General features: G+C 56.3%; 15 protein-coding genes. 7 read left to right on the top strand and 8 right to left on the bottom strand.

Translation table 11 applies throughout. The annotated features are described in order from the left end of the window. From acs to hppD, 4 genes are all read right to left on the bottom strand, one after another. Positions 1-1,929 carry an acetate--CoA ligase gene (gene acs / locus QZ487_RS05285; RefSeq protein ID WP_296023660.1) on the bottom strand — a complete coding sequence of 643 codons (1,929 nt, stop codon included), beginning with the start codon at positions 1,927-1,929 and terminating at the stop codon, positions 1-3. An 85-nt stretch (positions 1,930-2,014) separates the two neighbouring features. Then, positions 2,015-3,178: a hypothetical protein gene (locus QZ487_RS05280; protein ID WP_296023659.1), complete on the bottom strand. Its 1,164-nt coding sequence runs from the start codon at positions 3,176-3,178 to the stop codon at positions 2,015-2,017. A 97-nt stretch (positions 3,179-3,275) separates the two neighbouring features. Further along, entirely contained in the window at positions 3,276-3,845 is a 570-nt protein-coding gene (locus tag QZ487_RS05275; RefSeq protein ID WP_296023658.1) for a VOC family protein, read from the bottom strand. Continuing rightward, entirely contained in the window at positions 3,842-4,972 is a 1,131-nt protein-coding gene (hppD, locus tag QZ487_RS05270) for a 4-hydroxyphenylpyruvate dioxygenase (RefSeq protein WP_296023657.1), read from the bottom strand. Before hppD ends, QZ487_RS05275 begins: the two co-directional genes overlap by 4 nt. 172 nt (positions 4,973-5,144) lie before the next feature. Here hppD and QZ487_RS05265 point away from each other — a divergent pair, with 172 nt between their 5' ends. Continuing rightward, positions 5,145-5,678 carry a VOC family protein gene (locus QZ487_RS05265; protein ID WP_285976711.1) on the top strand — a complete coding sequence of 178 codons (534 nt, stop codon included), beginning with the start codon at positions 5,145-5,147 and terminating at the stop codon, positions 5,676-5,678. A 3-nt stretch (positions 5,679-5,681) separates the two neighbouring features. After that, positions 5,682-6,326, top strand: coding sequence for a carboxymuconolactone decarboxylase family protein (locus QZ487_RS05260; RefSeq protein WP_285976710.1), 645 nt, complete (start codon positions 5,682-5,684; stop codon positions 6,324-6,326). On the opposite strand, the gene QZ487_RS05255 is transcribed toward QZ487_RS05260, so the two are convergent. Both QZ487_RS05255 and QZ487_RS05250 read right to left on the bottom strand, forming a co-directional pair. Further along, entirely contained in the window at positions 6,323-7,849 is a 1,527-nt protein-coding gene (locus QZ487_RS05255; RefSeq protein WP_296023656.1) for an acetyl-CoA acetyltransferase, read from the bottom strand. The two genes, QZ487_RS05260 and QZ487_RS05255, sit on opposite strands and share 4 nt — an antisense overlap. Before the next feature lie 10 nt (positions 7,850-7,859). Next, positions 7,860-9,128: an acetyl-CoA C-acetyltransferase gene (locus QZ487_RS05250; protein WP_285976708.1), complete on the bottom strand. Its 1,269-nt coding sequence runs from the start codon at positions 9,126-9,128 to the stop codon at positions 7,860-7,862. Positions 9,129-9,243: 115 nt separating this feature from the next. On the opposite strand from QZ487_RS05250, the gene QZ487_RS05245 reads away from it, so the two are divergent. Together QZ487_RS05245 and QZ487_RS05240 are read left to right on the top strand one after the other, a co-directional pair. Beyond that, positions 9,244-10,005, top strand: coding sequence for a crotonase/enoyl-CoA hydratase family protein (locus tag QZ487_RS05245; protein ID WP_285976707.1), 762 nt, complete (start codon positions 9,244-9,246; stop codon positions 10,003-10,005). Between the two features lies 1 nt (position 10,006). Next, entirely contained in the window at positions 10,007-11,170 is a 1,164-nt protein-coding gene (locus QZ487_RS05240; protein WP_296023654.1) for an acyl-CoA dehydrogenase family protein, read from the top strand. A 76-nt stretch (positions 11,171-11,246) separates the two neighbouring features. On the opposite strand, the gene QZ487_RS05235 is transcribed toward QZ487_RS05240, so the two are convergent. Further along, positions 11,247-13,796: a TonB-dependent receptor gene (locus QZ487_RS05235; RefSeq protein WP_296023652.1), complete on the bottom strand. Its 2,550-nt coding sequence runs from the start codon at positions 13,794-13,796 to the stop codon at positions 11,247-11,249. A gap of 163 nt (positions 13,797-13,959) precedes the next feature. Next, positions 13,960-15,981: a TonB-dependent receptor gene (locus tag QZ487_RS05230; RefSeq protein WP_296023651.1), complete on the bottom strand. Its 2,022-nt coding sequence runs from the start codon at positions 15,979-15,981 to the stop codon at positions 13,960-13,962. A 111-nt stretch (positions 15,982-16,092) separates the two neighbouring features. Here QZ487_RS05230 and QZ487_RS05225 point away from each other — a divergent pair, with 111 nt between their 5' ends. From QZ487_RS05225 to QZ487_RS05215, 3 genes are all read left to right on the top strand, one after another. After that, on the top strand, positions 16,093-17,601 hold the full coding sequence (locus tag QZ487_RS05225) for an NAD(P)/FAD-dependent oxidoreductase (RefSeq protein ID WP_285976703.1): 1,509 nt from the start codon (positions 16,093-16,095) through the stop codon (positions 17,599-17,601). 42 nt (positions 17,602-17,643) lie between these two features. Further along, on the top strand, positions 17,644-18,408 hold the full coding sequence (locus QZ487_RS05220) for a molybdopterin-binding protein (RefSeq protein WP_296023650.1): 765 nt from the start codon (positions 17,644-17,646) through the stop codon (positions 18,406-18,408). A 392-nt stretch (positions 18,409-18,800) separates the two neighbouring features. Then, complete coding sequence (locus QZ487_RS05215; protein WP_296023649.1) at positions 18,801-19,316, top strand: cytochrome c family protein; 516 nt, start codon at positions 18,801-18,803, stop codon at positions 19,314-19,316.

Raw genomic sequence — 19,316 nt, 5'->3', positions numbered from 1 at the left:
CTACCGATTCTGTCGCCCCTCAATCAGGCTTTCGACCACGCTCGGATCAGCCAGCGTAGAGGTGTCGCCCAGCGAGCCGTAGTCATTCTCTGCAATCTTGCGGAGGATACGCCGCATGATCTTGCCGCTGCGAGTCTTTGGCAACGCGGGCGTTAAGTGGATGTGATCGGGCGTGGCGATGGGGCCGATTTCCTTGCGCACATGCTGGCGCAGCTCAGCGACCAAATCGTCCGTAACTTCAGCATCGGCATTCAGGGTAACATAGCAATAGATACCTTGCCCCTTGATGTCGTGCGGATATCCCACGACCGCCGCCTCGCAAACAAGCGGATGTAATACCAGCGCACTTTCCACCTCTGCAGTGCCCATCCGGTGTCCGGAAACGTTGATCACATCGTCTACGCGGCCCGTGATCCAGTAATATCCGTCTTCATCGCGGCGACATCCATCGCCGGTGAAATACTTGCCATGATAGGTGCTGAAATAGGTCTGCACGAACCGCTCGTGATCACCGTAAACGGTGCGCGCTTGGCCTGGCCAGCTGTGCGTGATGCACAGATTGCCGCTGGTTGCCCCGTCCAGAACTTCGCCTTCATTGCCCACCAGTTGTGGCCGCACACCGAAGAACGGCCTGCCCGCGCTGCCGGGCTTCATGTGATGCGCCGCTGGTAGTGTTGTGATCATGCAGCCACCGGTTTCAGTCTGCCACCAAGTGTCGATGATCGGGCAGCGCCCCTCGCCCACCACTTCGTGGTACCAGCGCCAAGCCTCTGGATTGATCGGCTCGCCCACTGTGCCGAGCAGCCGCAGCGATGACCGGTCATGCACCTCCACGAAGCTATCGCCCTCGCGCATCAGTGCGCGAATAGCGGTAGGTGCAGTGTAGAAAATATTGACCTTGTGCTTGGCGATAACGTTCCAGAAACGCCCATGGTCCGGATAATTCGGTACGCCTTCAAACACGATCTGCGTGGCGCCGTTCATCAGCGGGCCGTACACGATATAGCTGTGGCCCGTGACCCAGCCAATATCGGCCGAGCACCAGAAGACCTCGCCGGGCTGATAATCGAATATGTAGTTGAAGGTGGTCGCGGTCCAGACGCCGTATCCGCCGGTGGTGTGCAGCACGCCCTTGGGCTTTCCGGTCGATCCTGATGTGTAGAGAATGAATAGCGGATCCTCGGCATTCATTTCCTCGCAAGGGCAATCCGCGTCAGATTTCAATTCATGATACCAGTTATCGCGGCACTCACTCATCGCAACATCTGCGCCGGTATGCTTGACCACCAAGACGCCCGATACATCGACGCCGTCGATCTTCAGCGCGGCATCGACATTATCTTTCAGCGGTATCGGTTTTGATCCTCGGAGCCCACTATCAGCCGTAATCACGAACCGGCTGCCGCAATCGACAATGCGCCCCGCAAGCGCTTCAGGAGAAAACCCGCCGAATACCACTGAATGGATCGCACCGATCCGTGCGCAGGCGAGCATGGCCAGTACGCCTTCGATTACCATCGGCATATAAATCGTGACGCGTTCACCTTTGGTCACACCCAGCGATTTCAGCGCATTGGCCATCTGAACCACTTCGGCATGCAACTCGCGATAGGTCAGACTGCGGCCCGGCGATGCTGGATCATCTGGCTCGAAAATCAGCGCAGTCGTATCGCCCCGCCCGGCATCAACATGACGGTCCACCGCATTGTAGCAAAGGTTAAGGGATCCGTCCGCGAACCACTTGATAACGACAGGGTCATACGACCATTCACCGCCTTTGTCTGGAGCCTGCACCCAGTCCAGCAGCTGAGCCTGCTCTAGCCAGAAACCGTCCGGATCTTGGAGCGAACGCGCATACATCGCGTCATATTGTTCGGTCGCACAATGCGTTGGGTAGCTAGGTACTGGGCGGGCAACAAAGCCGGTCATAGAGCTGAATCTCCTTTAGATCCCGCTTTCATAGCGCAAAATGCAACCGACACACCCTGCGCTTTTGTTATCTATTACCTTGGCACTATTCCGTCGGCTCTGTTCGAAATACGTAGACCGGCCCAATATCGACGATCTGCGCATATCCAGCAAAACTAAGCACCAGTTCCGCGGCTCTCGGAGCATAAGCACGCGGCGACTGGGCCCGCAGGCGGATCAGTTGCCAGTCTTCGCCCAATGGGAAAAGCGCCTGCGCAAAATTCCCACGGCCTGGCTCCAGATCGTCGATCTTGGCTTCTACACGCGCACGGCGATCAGGTGTTATGGCCTGTTCGGTCCTTCCGGCCACTGCAATTAGCAGACTATCGCCAGCTTCGATCGAGGCGTCGAGAGGGATCGCTAGCGACAACGAATCCGGATCATCGGAAGGGGTGCCCACAGTGAAACGCGTTGCTCTATTGAGCCATATTGCTGGCTCTTCACGCTGCTCCGCAGCCGCCATATCGCCTATCACCCGCCAATCGCTGCCCCGCGGATCATTGAGCAGTTCGCCTGCACCCTGCAAGGCGTCAGGGATCAAGGGTTCTTCACGAACCAAAGGGATAGGCGTCGGCTTAGGCTTGGGTTCAGCTATAGCTGTGGGCTGAGTTGGCGCTGCGGGGACGTCCGAAGCTATCCGACCTGATCCGGATACCACGATGGTCTGTCCAATTTCGAGCACTTGGCGTGTGCGTCCAAATTGAAGAGCCACGATTCCATCTTGCCTTCGCAAGCCCTGCTCGGCATCAGCGGTTACTTCGTACCATTCCCATTCGTTGCCAATAGAAAGCGTCTTTTCTCCAAAACCGGGATAGGGTGGCGCATTTTGCTGGAAACGAACCCGCAGAACGCCTCTACCATCGTCCGTCTGTGCTCCAATCGCTCGGGCATAGAACCCGATAGTAATGGTATCGCCACGGCGAACCGGTTTGGTCAGAGGCACGTTGGTCCCCGCAGTGTAGATAAACTCGTCCGCCCGCTTGATATCGAAGCGGACAGCAACGCCGCCGCCAGGTATCGCCTCGTCTTGGACGACACTACGCTCTAAATCACTGCCATAACTTTCCCAATCAAGCCTTGTAGGGTCGTTGACCAGTGTTCCTGGAAGTTGCGCATCAAGTTCTGCAATAACATTTTGGTCGGCAGATAGCGGGGCAGCGCTTAGGCCAATAAGTGCCAATGCCGCCACAGCGATTATCGGTTTCCACATTGTGCATGAGCTCCCAAAACCCGGTTTTTGGGAACGTTAACATATGAATGGCATCGTAACAAGATTCGTCTTATCGCGAAGCCGATTTGACTTCAGTTTAGTCGCGCGATTCCAGACCGTGCTCTGCGTGCGCAATCTCATGCAGCCAGTCGGCGTGGCGCGGGGCCTTCTTGGTTTGGCTCCATTCGTCGAGCATCGGCGGCGCTACGCGTTTGAGCTCGGCGTATTGCTCGTCCGTGCCGATATCGGCGGCGAGCTCGACCCGGTGGCCGTTGGGATCGAAGAAGTAGATCGACTTGAAGATGCCGTGATGGGTCGGGCCAAGCACATCGATGCCTTGCGCTTCTATATGCGCCTTGGCAGCGAGCAATTCGTCTTCCGATGCGACCCGAAAGGCGAGATGCTGGACCCATGCCGGGGTGTTTTCATCGCGGCCCATGGTCGGCTGATTAGGCAGTTCGAAGAACGCGAGGATGTTACCGTTACCTGCATCAAGGAAGACATGCATGTAGGGATCATACTCGCCAGTTGACGGTACATGATCCTCAGCAAAGGCCGTGGTGTATTCCATGCCCAGCACACGGCCGTACCATTCGACAGTTTCTTTTGCGTCCTTGCAGCGATAGGCGGCATGATGGATGCCAGATGGCTTTATGGCTGCTGTCATTCTGCAGGCTCCGCAGTCTTTGTGTCGAGTACACCACGCGCGATCTGGTCACGCTCGATGCTTTCGAAGAGCGCCTTGAAATTACCTTCTCCGAAGCCATCGTCGCCCTTGCGCTGAATGAATTCGAAAAACACCGGACCAACTTGCGCTTCTGCAAAAATCTGTAGCAACAGGCGGGGCTGACCACCCTCCGTCGTGCCATCGAGCAGGATACCACGCATCTTCAGCGCTTCAGCATCTTCTCCGTGACCCGGAAGACGCTCATTGAGCATCTCGTAGTACGTGACAGGCGGCGCGTTCATGAAGGGAACGCCCATGTCTTTAAGACGGTCCCAGCAAGCGACCAGATCATCGCAGATCAGCGCGATATGCTGGATGCCTTCACCATTGAATTCGCGCAGGAATTCCTCGATCTGGCCCTTGCCGCCCTCGCCCTCTTCATTGAGCGGGATGCGGATCTTGCCGTCAGGCGCGGTCAGCGCCTTGGACGTCAGGCCGGTATACTCGCCTTTAATGTCGAAGAAGCGGATTTCGCGAAAATTGAACAGGCTCTCGTAATAGTCGGCCCAGTACTTCATCCGGCCGGTGTAGACGTTGTGCGTCAGGTGATCGATCAGCTTGAAGCCTGCGCCTTCAGGGTGTTTTTCAACGCCGGGCAAATATTCGAAATCGATGTCATAGATCGACAGACCCTCTCCATTCTCGTCTTCGTAACGATCAACCAGATATAGGATCGCGCCGCCGATGCCGCGGATTGCAGGGATCGCAAGTTCCATTGGTCCCGTTTCAACTGCGACCGGCTCTGCGCCCAGCTCCATCAGATGGTCCCAGGCCGCGGCAGCGTTGCGCACACGAAACGCCATGCCGCATGCCGACGGTCCATGCTCGCGCGCGAAATACCATGCCGCGCTGCGCGGCTCGTAGTTGGCGATCAAATTGATGCCGCCTTGACGCCACAGATGCACGTCCTTGGAACGGTGCGAAGCCACATGAGTGAACCCCATTGCTTCAAAAACCGTTTCAAGCTGCCCCTTCTCGGGCGCGCAGAATTCAACGAATTCAAATCCATCAAGGCCAGCGGGATTTTCGAAGAGGTCGCCAGAGTGAAGGGTTTCGTGCGTGTTCATGAGCTTAGTCCAGTGAGAATCAATATAGTTTCTTTTGTAACTAAATACGCGAAGCCCGTCATTTTGTCAAAGCGGCGGTGAGACTGGCAGGCGGCACGCCGCCCCACCTATCTGATCTGCCTATTTGCCAGCGTGCAGCGATGCGTGCACGAAGGTGGCGGGAGAAGGCGAGATGATCAAGACCAAAGGTATCAACCATATCGCACTGGTGTGCCGCGACATGAAGGAAACGGTTCGTTTCTACACCGAAGTGCTCAATATGCCGCTGTTCAAGACGGTTGAACTGCCGGGCGGTGGACAGCACTTCTTCTTCGACTGCGGCGGCGGTGCGAGTGTCGCTTTCTTCTGGTGGGCAGATGCTCCGCCCGCTGCCCCCGGCATCGCCTCAGTCAAAAGCTTTCCTGGCGACGCGAAGACCGCCGTCGGATCCATGAACCACTTAGCATTCGACATGGACGAAGATGAGCTTGAAACAGCGCTCGACCGACTTGAGCAAGCCGGTGTCCCTCATACCCATGCTGTCGTAAACCATGACGACAGCCCGATGGGCGTCGCGCGCGAAAAACACGAAGGCGTGTTTGTCCGCTCCGTCTATTTTACTGACCCCAATAGCATCATGCTGGAGTTTGCCGCCACGACAAAAAGCTTCGGGCCCGAAGATGTCGCACATGAACCCGCGACAGCGGCCGATAGAGTGGAGGCCTGAGCCATGCCCCGATTGAGAGAGGTTCCCAAGGCGGAAGCTGACGAAAAGGTCGCATTACCGCTATATAAGCTGTTGTTCGGAGATCGCGATCCAGTCGCAGAGCCAGGTACGCCAACCGGCACGCCGGGCGATTGGTGGACTATCTTTGCCAATTCGCCCGCAACATTGAAGCACGCCGCGCAAGGCTTTGCCTATTATCGCGATCCTTCGCGCAAGCTGGATCCGGTATTGCGCGAGCTGGGCCAGACTTGGGCCGGATGGGCCACGGGCAGCCAGTTCGTATTCTCTCAGCACTGCAAGAGCCTGCGCGGGCTCGCCTATCCCGACGCCAAAATTGAAGCGATCCCGGTGTGGCAAACGGCGCCGTACTTTGATGCGAAAGAACGCCTCGTACTGGCCTATGCAGACAGGCTTGTCACACATCAAGGCCGCGTGCCCGACGCGTTATTCGTTGAATTGAAAGAGCAGTTCTCAGACGAGGAAATCCTCGAGCTGACGTACACCACCGCGATGTATCACATGCATGCGATCATGAGCCGGGCCTTACGCACCGAATTCGATGATCGGGAAGATCCGGTCACGGAAGTTCCTGCGCCTGAAGGCTTTGACGCGCTCGATTTCCTCGGGGGTGAACGCAAGAACGATTAGGCAAGCTTGCCCATATTACGCCCGCGTTCGTCCTGTGTGACGGTCAGCTTTGCACCAAAAGGTTCACCGCCTTCGAATGCTGTGCGAGTAGCTTCGTCGGCAAGGTCGGCGTTGCCGCATACGCGCGCACCCGCAGAATTGCGCCCGATGAACACGGCGTCGCTGCCGGTCTTGCTGTAGTTTATAGTGTAGCTCTCAACCGTGGCGCTATCGAATGGCGCGTCGCTGCACGGCACGCCATTGTCCGCCATCGGCAGTTTCTCAAACCGATCGTTCGCAGACCAGTCGGCAGGTTCAGTCGAGTAAATGCCCGTGGCGTATTTGCTCATCCAGCCGCCATTGGCTCCAACCAGAGCATATGAGCCACGATTGCCGCGCACCCGCTCCACCGCTTCGCAGATTGCATGCGCGGAATAATTGTTCCCTGCCCCGCCGAAGAACGGCAGGCCGCCTGTCAACGTAAATCCGCGAGGGTCATCCACGGCCAATCCAAAGTGATCGCATTGATTGAACACTGGAATTGCAAAGCAGGAATAGAAATCCAGGAATTGCATGTCGTCTATGCCTTTGCCCGACCGATCCAGTGCAGCTTCGACCGAAGCAATTGAGGCTGGGTTTGCGGACAGATCGGGCCGCGCAGATAGCATCAGTTCAGTAGCGGCAGTGACAGAGTGAATGTGTACCCACCTCTCTTCCGGCACACCAAGCTTTCGAGCGAGGCCGGCACTTGCGATGATGATCGCCGCGGCCTGGTTTACCTGATCGCGCGCGACGGTCATTCGTGTATATGGCTCTGCCACGATGCGGTTGCGATCGGTAACTGTCGCAAGCTCTTCAGCACTGCGTTCAACGGGCGCGGCAGAATGCGGGTTGGCCGCTGCAACTTTGGTGAAAGGCTCGAACAGTTCGCCAATGTCGTGACGATATTCATTCAGGCTCTTGCCCAGTTTGGCGCGCCGCGCATTTTCGGCGATGGCATAAAGCGGGATCGCCCCGGTCGCGCCATGCGCGAAAAGCTGCATCTCCATCATACCGTCCAAGCCAAAGCCGCGATCTTCGAACTCGCCGCCGATTTGTTCCGACCAGTCGGGCTTCTCGCCCTTGGCAGCGAGCGCCAACGCCGTTGAAATCACTTCCGAACCGACAATGACTGCGCACTGGCTGTCACCCGCCGCAATGTCGGTTGCAAATTCACCGACATACTGCTGGTTCGTCTGACCACCTGTCGGGGACAGGATTAAGCGCGCAGGCTGGGCATTCACACGCTTCGCCAACGCACCCGGAATATTGTCTGGCCCGCCAAAGGGCGGCTCTTTACCGGGACGCGACATTTCAAACGCCCGGATCGCGGCCAGCGTATCAATCTCACTCGCCAGATCGCCAGTTGCGCCCGCATTGCCAATGGCTGCTGCAAGTGCTCGGCCGCCCAAATCCATGTAGGACAGAGCCTCATAGTTCGGCTCGCCAACGCGCTCCGAAGCTTGTCCTACCCCGATGATGATGGGCGTGTTGTCAGCGATCATAGCGTGAGACTCAGTCGACGAAGTCGTCTACGCGCTCAACGATGATGGCGGGAGCCATTCCGCCCGCAGCGCACATGGTGACTAGGCCATAGCGCTTGTCCTGACGCTCCAGTTCGTCAACGATCGTGCCGATCAAGATCGAGCCGGTTGCCCCGATCGGGTGACCCAATGCGATGGAGCCTCCATTGACGTTGACCTTGTCCCAATCGAGATCAAGATCGCGCACGAACTTGGCGGCGACCACGGCGAAAGCCTCGTTGATCTCGTAAAGATCAATGTCGTCCTTCGTCATTCCGGCCTTTTCGAGAACCTTCTTGGCCGCTGGCACAGGCGCGTTGAGCATCAGCGTAGGATCATCGCCCATATTCGCGGTCGCAACGATCCGTGCGCGCGGTTTGAGACCGTTCTTCTGCGCGTATTCCTTGCTGGTGACCAGCACAGCTGCCGCGCCATCAACCACGCCTGAGCTATTGCCCGCATGGTGGAAATTCTGAATCTCAAGATCGGGATACTTCTGGTTTACCAGTCCGCGAAAAGTGGTACCATTGGCATCCAGCGGCACATCAGCGATCTTGGTGAAGGCAGGCTCCAGCTGTGCCAGCCCTTCCAGCGTTGTTTGGGGACGCGGATATTCGTCATGGTCGAGAATAACATTCCCGTCATCGTCCACCACCGGGATCACTGACTTCGCGAAACGCCCCTCTTCAATTGCTGCGGCTGCGCGTTGCTGACTACGATAACCAACTTCGTCCAGCTCTTCGCGGGTGAAACCTTCCATGCTGGCGATGGCATCACCGCAAATGCCCTGATGGCTTTGCGGGTGAACGCGCTGAAGCCGTTCGTTATAGCTGCCCATCATTGGCGGCTTGATCCCGGCCTGCATCTTCTCCTTGGACATTTGTGCCGTCAGGCTCATCATTTCCGTACCGCCGGCAACGATGCAGTCTTCCATACCGCTCATAACCTGCGCAGCTGCGAGGTTCACCGAAGTAATCCCGCCCCCACAGAAGCGATCAAGCGTGGTCCCGCTGGAAGTGATGTCATAGCCTGCATCAAGCGCCGCCATGCGGCCCATGTCTCCAGCTTGCATCCCGTCTTGGGTCGAAACAGACCAGATCACATCATCTACGGTCGAAGTGTCGAGGTGATTGCGCTCGGCAATTGCTTTCAGAACGGTCGCTGCCAGATGCTGCGGATGTTCAGCTGCCAGCGCGCCCTTGCCTTGCTTGCCAATGCCGCGCGGGGTGCGGACTGCGTCGATGATATATGCTTCGCCCATGGGGAATCCTCTCGCTTATCGAAAATGCGGTTGACGTTTCCGTAAACCCCCTGCACCACTCACACAAGATTTCAGTTGCATTCTGAAATGCCAAAAAGTGATAGGAGAGCGCTTGATGAGCGAAGAAGTTCTGACGCAGGAAGAAGACGGTGTCCTGATCGTCACGATCAACCGTCCAGAAGCCAAAAATGCCATGACAAAGGCCGCAGCCGAAGGAATTGCGGCCGCGATGGACCGGCTCGATTCTGATGACTCGCTGCGAGTCGGCATCCTGACCGGTGCAGGCGGTACGTTCTGCTCTGGCATGGACCTGAAAGGTTTCCTGCGCGGTGAACGCCCGACTGTTGAAGGGCGCGGGTTTGGCGGCGTGGTCGAAGCACCACCGCAAAAACCGCTGATAGCCGCTGTCGAAGGCTATGCGCTCGCGGGCGGCCTAGAGCTGATGATCGCTTGTGACCTTGTCGTTGCCAACAAGGACGCAAAGTTCGGCATTCCTGAAGTGAAGCGCGGGCTGGTGGCGGCTGCTGGCGGCGTGATGATGCTGCCCGATCAGATCCCGCAACGCGTGGCGATGGAACTGGCTCTGACAGGCGACTTTATCGGCACCGAACGCGCGGCGAGCCTGGGCCTGATCAATCAGGTCGTTGATGGTTCTGCACTGGACGGCGCGAAAGCACTGGCTGCCAAGATTGCCGAAAATGGCCCACTGGCAGTGCGCATCTCAAAGAAGATCATGAAGGAATCGCGCGGATGGCCAATGGATGAGCGCTACAAGCGCCAAGGCGAGGCTCTCGGCCCGGTATTCATGAGCGAGGACGCACGCGAAGGCGCCGCTGCCTTTGCTGAGAAGCGCAAGCCTAACTGGAAGGGGAAATAATATGTCAGTCTTAAACGTTCCCCAGCCCGAATTTATGGAGGACGAGGAAATCTCGATCTTCGCAGACGCCGTGGGCAAGTTCTACCAACAACACGCGCCGGAAAAGCGTGTGCTGCAATGGCGCGAAAACGGTCAAGTCGAACGCGGTTTCTGGAACGAAGCAGGCGAAGCCGGGCTTCTCGGCGTATCTGTGCCTGAAGAGTATGGCGGTCACGGCGGAGACTTCCGCCACGATATGGTCGTGATCGATCAGCAGGCAAAGCACGGTGTTGAAGGCTTTGCTGCGTCGCTGCATAACACGGTCATCCTGCCATACCTAGTGCGCCACGGCACTGAAGAGCAGAAGAAGAAGTATTTGCCCAAACTCGTCACTGGCGAGCTGGTCAGCGCGATCGCAATGACTGAACCTGGTGTTGGTTCGGACCTTCAGAGCATCACTACGACGGCCCTGAAAGATGGTAACGGGTACAAGATCAACGGCGCGAAGACCTATATCTCGAACGGTCAGACTGCCGACTTCATCATTGTCGTCGCGAAGACCGATCCCGATGAGCGTGCCAAGGGTATCTCCTTGATGCTGCTTGAAACCGAAGGGGCCGAGGGTTTCCAACGCGGCAAGAAGCTCGACAAAATCGGGCTGGACGCGGCTGACACATCAGAGCTGTTTTTTGATGATGTGTTTGTTCCGGCCGAAAACGTACTTGGCGGCGTGGAAGGCAAAGGCTTCTACCAGTTGATGGGTGAATTGCCGCAGGAACGCCTGATCATTGCGATGGGCGCGATGACCGGCATTGAGAAAGCGCTTGAGACAACCATGGACTTTGTAAAGAACCGCAAAGCCTTTGGACAAACGATCTGGGATTTCCAGAACACGCAGTTCGTGATGGCGGATCTAAAGGCTCGCGCGACTGCAGCGCGAGTGTTCGTCAATGACTGCATCGCGAAGCACCTCAAGAAAGAGCTGAGCGTTGATACCGCGTGCATGGCGAAATATTGGGTCACAGAGCTGCAAGGCGAAGTGGTCGACAAGTGCCTGCAGTTCCATGGCGGGGCGGGCTTCATCAATGATTACCCGATCGCGCGGATGTACCGCGACAGCCGCATCACGCGGATCTTCGGTGGCTCCAACGAAGTCATGAAGATGGTGATTGCTCGGGGAATGTGACCGCCCTATTTCGGACTAAGTAAAAGGGCGGCGGGTTTCCCCACCGCCCTTTTCTTTTGGCTTTAACGCAGAAGTCCTAGAACTTCGTGCGGAGCGTCACACCATACATCCGCGGCTGCTGTGTAAAGGCAGAGCGCGAGGTGCCACGAAGCACTGTGTTGAAGGTGACACCGCGGGTGACTTCATCGGTGAGGTTTGTCACCCACGCTTCAATGCCCCAAGCTTCGTCAATGTCACCGATCCCTGCGCGGAGGTTGATCTTCACATTGCTGTCCTGAACATCGAAGGGTTGCAGCGGAGTACTGCCAAGCTGTGCTGCTGTAGTTGGAACCGCCCGCGCTTGCGTGGTAGTGCGGCGGTCACTCTCGGTGCGAATTTGACCGTTCAGGAAGTACCCCAAACTATCGCCGATCTCCCCTTCATAAGTCGCCCCCATGATCGCAACGATCTTGGGTGCGTTAGTCAATGAGTTCCCACACAGGTTCTGCACACGCAGTGCATCGCTCGAGTCCGCGCAATCGCTCGGATATTCGGCATCAACGTAGGTCAGGCCGGCATTGATCGAGAGGCCATCGGTTGGTCGGATCTGAGTTTCGAGCTCGAACCCTTGGGACTCAGCCGTTGGAACGTTGAACGTCTGGAACTGCGCTCCGGTAAACTCGAGAACCTGGAAATCGGAAAATTCCTGATGGAACAAAGCAATGTTCGCGGTCACGGCGCCGTCCATAAAACGGCCCTTCATGCCGATTTCCCATGCGTCCACTTCCTCTGAATTGAAGCGTGGATCGGCACCACCAGCCGCAGCCGTCGAGTCCAGGTTAAAACCACCTGCCTTATAGCCGTGCGTAAAGCTGGCATATGCATTCAGATCGCCGAAATCATACCCGACCTTGGCGGTGTAGATCAGTTCGTCATCCTTGAACTTGCCACTAAATGTGCGTGGCAACGGGAATGGGTTGGCATCCGATCCAACCGCAGGTGCCACAAACGGGAAACACCCAAGGACAAATACGTTTGTAGCCAATGAGGCCGGGACGTTACCCGCTCCAATCGAACCTTGAATGGCGGGGCAGAGTGGGTTGTTGATTGTCGGCTGCGTAAAGCTGCCGTCCTTGCTTTCATCCGACCAACGAGCGCCAAGCGTAAGGGTTAGATCATCGGTGATCTCGAACGTGTTGTGCGTAAAGATCGACCAGCTCTTGCTGTCCTGCGAATATGCATTTGTTGCCGTCACAACTGAAGGGCTGATCCCGCCGGCTACATTCAAAGGTCCGGCGAAAACATTGCTGTTGGTGAGCAATTGCAGCGGTGCTGGCCCAAATGCGCCGCCGAATAGCGCACCAACCAACCCGTCATAATCATCGCCCAGTCGGAAATTGACTTCCTGATCGATAGTCTCATCAGAATAGTAACCACCGATCATCCATTGCAGGCGACCTGCATCGCCTTGCAAACGGAGTTCGTGCGTCATGGTCTTGATTTCGGTTCCACCACCGGGTGCAACATCAAAAATGTCCAGGGCAGAGAAGTCTGAGTCATAGCTCTCAGCTGACTGATACTTTCTGTACGATCCGATGTAGATCATATCGATTGCATCGCTCAGCGGATATTCAACCTCCGCGGTAATGCCCCATTGATCGGTATTGTTGAGATGCGGCGTATTGATTGACGCGATCTGATTGTCGGTCGCCCTTTGGGCGGCATTGGTATCAAATGGGTCGATCGCGACGTCCGGACCGGCCATCCCCCCTCTTGCACCAAGTCCAACCAAAGCAAAATTGCCTGCTGTCTCAACTGAAGATTGCAGCACTTCTACTGCTGAACAACAGACACCTTCCGACTTCGAATAGTCAGCAATCAATCGGCCACGGAAACCGGTGAGTGTTTCCCAACCGATCTGCCCACGGATAAGATACTGGTCCGCGTCGTTACCTTCGCCAAACTTGGTCCCATTGGCATCGACCCAGTCAACAAACCCATCGCGCTGACGGTAAGCGCCAGTGACGCGCATGGCCACAGTATCACCAGAAAGTGGAACGTTGACCGCACCCTGCAAATTGAAGTGATCGTAATTGCCGTAAGTAGCATTCACAAAGCCGCCGAACTCGCCCAACTCCGGACGCTTGTTGGTAATATTCAGCGCGCCTGCAGAGGTGTTGCGGCCAAACAGCGTGCCTTGCGGACCTCGCAGGACTTCAACGCGTTCCACATCAACGAATTCACTCAAGGCGATACCGGCTCGCGACTGGTAGGCACCATCCACAAACACGCCAACTGCACTTTCAAAGCCGATGTTGTTCGATGTCGTGCCCACACCGCGGATACGCAGCACCACTGTGCCGGACGAGTTCTGCGCTTGCGAAGTCGAGAAGCTAGGCGAAACCTGAGTGATTTCCTGGACGTTGACAACACCCTGCTTTTCCAACTGCGCCGGGCTGACCGCAGTAACCGCGATAGGAATGTCTTGAACATTCTCGGCGCGGCGGGTCGCGGTAACGATGATCACATTGTCATCAAACGACTCATCAGCTTGCGGAGCGCCATCGGCGTCCTGCGCATATGCTGGCGCGACCATAAATGTGCTGGCCAAAAGACCAGCCGCGAGCGGGGTAAGTTTGCGTGACATTGGTTTCCTCTCCCAAAAACCTTATTGATGGGCTGAGAGACTACCAATTGCTTGGATAATACCACAAGAGCAGGCGGCGCCAGCCAGCAAAACCGCAAATGTCACGATGCAAAAATGCAACATCTTGTCGCATTTGGCTTACCGCGAATTTTACGTGACAACTTTAGAAGCCGTAACGTAATCCCGCCCAAATTGTGCGCGGCGTGCCCAAGTCGATCGCACCACGCGAATTGCGTGTGACGATGCGTTCGTCAGTAAGGTTCTCTCCGCGCAGCACGAATCTTAGCTTCTCGGTGACCGGAACTTCGGCAAACAGACCCAGAGTGGTCGCAGGCTCAAGCCGGTCAGTTTCCTGATCATCTTCAAATTGAGCACCGACATGGCGCAGCGTCAGCGCGATGTACCAATCCGGTTTTGGTGACCAGCCCAACGTAGCTGAAGCCGCCCAACGGGGCGTTTGTGGCGGACGATTGCCATCCAGCGCTAATGACGCATCTCGACCGTCAATAGTGGCATCGGCGAACGCGAGTGAGCCATCCAGGCTAATTGAGCCAGTTCGCACGCGCATTACAGCTTCAACACCTTGCGCGTCGATAGCCGGAAGATTCTGCCGCTGCCGCAAATTTGGTTGCAGCGTAACATTGGCAATGGCGTTCTTCACGAGATTGTCGAATGCGGTCAAAGAGAAAGAGACAGCCTCTGTCGGCATAAGATCAAAGCCAACCTCGAACCCTTCAAGACGCTCATTCTTCAGCTCTGCGTTCGCCTGAGTGACAACCGGGAAGACCACGAATGGCCGGTACAATTCGTTGAGCGTCGGCAAGCGCATACCGGTATAGGCAGCCGCACGCAGCGTGAGCGCGTCACTGGTTTCGAATGCTGCACCGGCCCGCCAGGACACTGCCCAATCGCTGCGCGTTGAAGCAATTGTTTCTGTCACCAGTGCGCCAGAGGCGTCGAGCGCGCGATAGAAACCTTCGCTGATCCGCGTGCGATCTGCCCGCAGTCCACCAGTCAGAGTCAGCGCGCCCAGGTTCCAGTCATTCTCCGCAAACAAGCCCAGATTAGTGTTTACACCGCCTGCTCTGCGGCGCTGGGTCAATGCACCTGTGAATGCGGAATAGGCATCTTCCTGCAATTCACCGTCGGCGTGGCGATAATCACCACCAAGGCGCAAAGTACGGTCATTCCCGACCGGAGGGCGCAATTCGAATTTTCCACCAAGTCCGGTTGAAGGCGTATTGCGTTGATCGAGCACACGCACAAAGCGGGTCGAACTGATGACAATGTTCGAGAAGTTGCGCGCTTGCATGTAGGCAAGCGCATCGAATTCCCAATCACCATGGCCGACAATTCTCAGGCTTGCGTCCTGTCCTTCGCTTGATGAATCCGCGCCATCAAAGCGCAAGGTCCGATCATCGCGAAAAGCGGCGGCGCGCATCTGCAACTCGACCGTGTCGGACAATGGCGCGGCACCACGAATGCCGACGGACCAACTATCGAAGCGCGCGCGCGCACTGGCAGGCACACGCTGATCATCGGGTGTTGTAAAGAATCCCTGGCCGCGATCCCAACGTCCGGTGATCACGCCAAAGCCCGCACCCAGCTCCTGCGAAAGACTCGCCGTCGCTTCGGTCGCGCCGCGATTGTTTGCGAGCAGACTCGCATCGAAGGGTCCAAGTGTTGCTGCGTCCGCGCTTTGCAGCTCGATTGTACCGGCTAAGGCGCCCGCACCGAACGGGCCCGAGCCGCCGCCGCGGGTCACGCGGATGCTACTAAGCTGCTCCGGATTGATCGAATTCAACGGGACATAGCCGAAGAACGGATCGGCAATCGGCACTCCATCCAACAGCACAAGCGCGCGACTGGTGGCATTCCCGCCCAGTGCCCGCAAAGTTACGCCTTGCGCACTGGGGTTCGAAGACCGGCTGTCTGAACGGCGAAATTGCTGGAAGCCGGCGACATTGGATAAAACGTCTTCGATTCGCCCGGATGGGGCTGAGATGATCGTCTCGAGCTCTATCTCGCTTGACGAATATGCGACAACCGATGGCGTGTCCTTAAGGCCTTCACCAAGGACAACGATTACGCCCTCTTCTGCTACGTTTTCAGTTTCTTGTGCAGCCAACGGCGCAGCAAGTGCAAAGGTGAGAAGGATCGAAGCAATGGGAGTTAAGATACGCATGAGGCCGCGCTCTAAACGATCCTCTCAATGCAGTCAGTTGCAAAATGCCATTTGCGATCGCATGATGCTTCAGGATGTGCTTACATCTGTGTAAGCAAGGGAGAGAAATCGATGCTCGCAACACCGCCTGATTTTGACGTTCTGATCGTCGGCGCCGGTATTTCCGGCATCGGGATGGCCGCGCATCTTGAAATGATGTGTCCGAACCGAAGCTACGGCATTGTTGAGCGGCGCGCCGATATCGGCGGCACATGGGATCTGTTTAAATATCCCGGCATTCGTTCTGACAGCGACATGCACACGCTGGGCTTTGTTTTTGAACCATGGAAGCATGAGAAATCCATCGCAGATGGCCCTGCGATCCTGGACTATCTCAACCGCATTGCAGACGAGCGCGGCATTCGCGATCACATCCGCTTCGGGCACAAGGTGGTCTTGGCTGATTTCCGTCCTGATGAAGCGCGCTGGCATGTGACTGTGGAACTGGAAGACGGTGAGCGCAAATTACTCACAGCCAACTTCCTATATCTCGGCTCTGGTTACTACGATTACGACGACCCCTATGATGCCGGCTTCGATTTCAGCGAGTTCGAAGGACAAGTCATCCACCCGCAATTCTGGCCCGAAGATCTGGACTATACCGGTAAGAAAGTTGTCGTTGTGGGATCGGGTGCGACGGCAGTGACCATCGTTCCTTCTATGGCGGAGAAAGCGGCGCATGTGACGATGCTTCAGCGCACGCCAACATGGATGTTCTCGCGCCCCGCGAGAGACGCAATCGCTAACTTCCTGCGCAAAATCCTGCCTGAAAAGGTCGCTTATGCGATCACGCGGTTCAAGAATATCCGGATGCAGGATTTCACCTTCAAGACTGCGCGCGACAAGCCGCAAAAGGTGAAGGACGCGCTGCATAAGCGCATCTCGAAGACAATGGGTAACGACTTCGATCTGAAGGATTTCACCCCGCCCTATAATCCGTGGGAACAGCGGCTTTGCCTGGTCCCTGATGACGATCTGTTTGAATCGATCAAAGCGAAGAAGGCGTCTGTCGTCACTGGCCATATCGACAAGTTCGAAGCTGGTGGTGTCCGCTTGAAATCAGGCGAGTTGCTCGAAGCGAATATTATTGTAACCGCCACCGGCCTTAGCTTGGCAATTGCAGGCAAGATTGATCTTCGGATGGCTGGAGAACCGGTCAAGTTCGATGAACGCTTTTACTATAAAGGCGTGATGTTCTCCAACCTGCCTAACCTTGCCGTGGTGTTCGGATATTTGAATGCCAGCTGGACTCTGCGGGCAGATATCAATTCCGAATTTGTCTGCCGAGTTTTGAACCAGATGGAGGCCAACGGCAGCGATCTGGCAACGCCAGTGTTGACGCCTGAAGCCGAAGCACAGCTGGAAGAAGACGATTTGTTCGATTTTTCTTCCGGTTATATTCAGCGCGGGAAGCATATCATGCCGAAAAGTGCCACTGCGTATCCGTGGCGGCTCAATCAGGAATATCTCTACGATCGCAAGGTCATGCGTAAGGGTGATATCCTGGATGGCGTGCTGACATTCACAAAAGCAGGCGCGAATGCACAATCACCCGATGAACAATTGGAAGCAGCGGAATAAACGCTCTTCCCTCGTGTGGCGCAGTTGACTAACGCTTAGGCCATGACCGCATCGGAAAAGATTTGGACCGCAGGACTGGTCGTGATTGGCGACGAAATCCTGTCCGGTCGCACGCATGACAAGAACATCGCCCAGGTTGCAAGCTGGCTGCAAGTGCAAGGCATTCGACTGTCCGAGGTTCGCGTCGTGCCAGACGTTATGGAACGCATCGTCGAAGCCGTGAACGCATTGCGTGAAGGCTATGATTACCTCTTCACGACTGGCGGCATCGGGCCCACGCATGATGACATTACAGTTGATGCCGTGGCGCAAGCGCTGGGCGTCAATGTCATTGTTCACCCTGAAGCACGCGAGATGCTTGAGAATTATTATAGCAACCGGGATATGGAGCTGACTGAAGCCCGACTGCGCATGGCGCGTGTACCGGAAGGGGCAGAGCTTATCCCGAATCGCATGTCCGGCGCCCCCGGCATCAAGTATGGCAAAGTCCATCTGATGGCGGGCGTCCCGCATATCACGGCGGGCATGTTGGACGCTTTAACCGGCACGCTGGAAGGTGGCGCACCGCTTCTGACTGAAACAGTGGGATGCTGGACAGCTGAAAGCGAAGTGGCCGATGTGCTGCGCGAGGTCGAGAAAGCCCATCAGAATTGCCAGATCGGCAGCTACCCGTTCTTCCGCGAAGGCCGAGTGGGCGCGAATTTCGTTGTTCGTTCGACGAGCGAAGATAATCTGAGAAGCGCGGTCGACACGCTTTGCGAAGCGCTGGGCGAAGAAGGCTTAGATTTTACGCCGGGTGGCATCTAGCACCTTGGGCTCATCGGCGCTCGCCATCGCCGGATCAGAGCGAGCGATACCGGCTATGACAATCTCTTTTCCGCCGGAGACTGGACCTATACCGGGCTCAATTACGGCTGCGTGGAAGCTGCGACCATGTCTGGCATGGAAGCATCACGAGCGGTATGCGGCTTTCCCAAGGTCATCTTTGGAGAGAATTACCCCAAGGAAACCGCATAGCAATCGGATCGATTTGCGACCTCCGCGAGGTTTCAGCCTATCTTCAAGGGTTGTGCCGCCCTGCTGGCAAGCGCCGAATATCGAGTTCGGGAAATATCCTTCCCATCGGCTCGATTGAGCTATGCCAAGATCGCGTGCTACGTCGGGAGCATGGTCGGCAAATTTGTAAAAGGGCATTCTTGATGAAGAATTTTTACCAGGGTCTTGCTGTTAGCGCGTCCGCGCTTCTTCTTGCCGCTTGTGGTGGCGAAGCTGGTGATGACGGATCAGCGCAATCAGCTGAAATCGAAGCCCCGACCCAAACCGCCACGGATGCGACAGTAGAAGAAGCAGCGCCGTCTGTTCCGGCGGCAGATGATGTTGCAACAGTCGATGGCACAACTTTGGCTGATTTCACGGGCGACGCGGCGAATGGTGAGAATGCGTTTCTCCAATGCAAAGCCTGTCACGTAGTCGATGAAGGTGTGAACCGGGTTGGCCCCTCACTTGCTGGTATAATTGGTCGCACAGCAGGCACCGTTGATGGCTTCAGCTATACCGAAGCCAATGCAAACAGCGGGATCGTATGGACTCCCGAAAAAATGTTTCAATATCTGGAAGACCCACGCCGCGTCATTCCTGGCACGCGCATGGCTTATGCCGGACTGAAAGACGGGCAAAAAAGGGTTAACCTGATCGCCTATCTGCAAGCGCAATAA

The organism is uncultured Altererythrobacter sp., assembly GCF_913057185.1.
Classification (GTDB): domain Bacteria; phylum Pseudomonadota; class Alphaproteobacteria; order Sphingomonadales; family Sphingomonadaceae; genus Erythrobacter; species Erythrobacter rubellus.
Note: the sequence above shows the minus strand (reverse complement) of the source record. Positions and strands in the feature narration are given on the sequence as shown.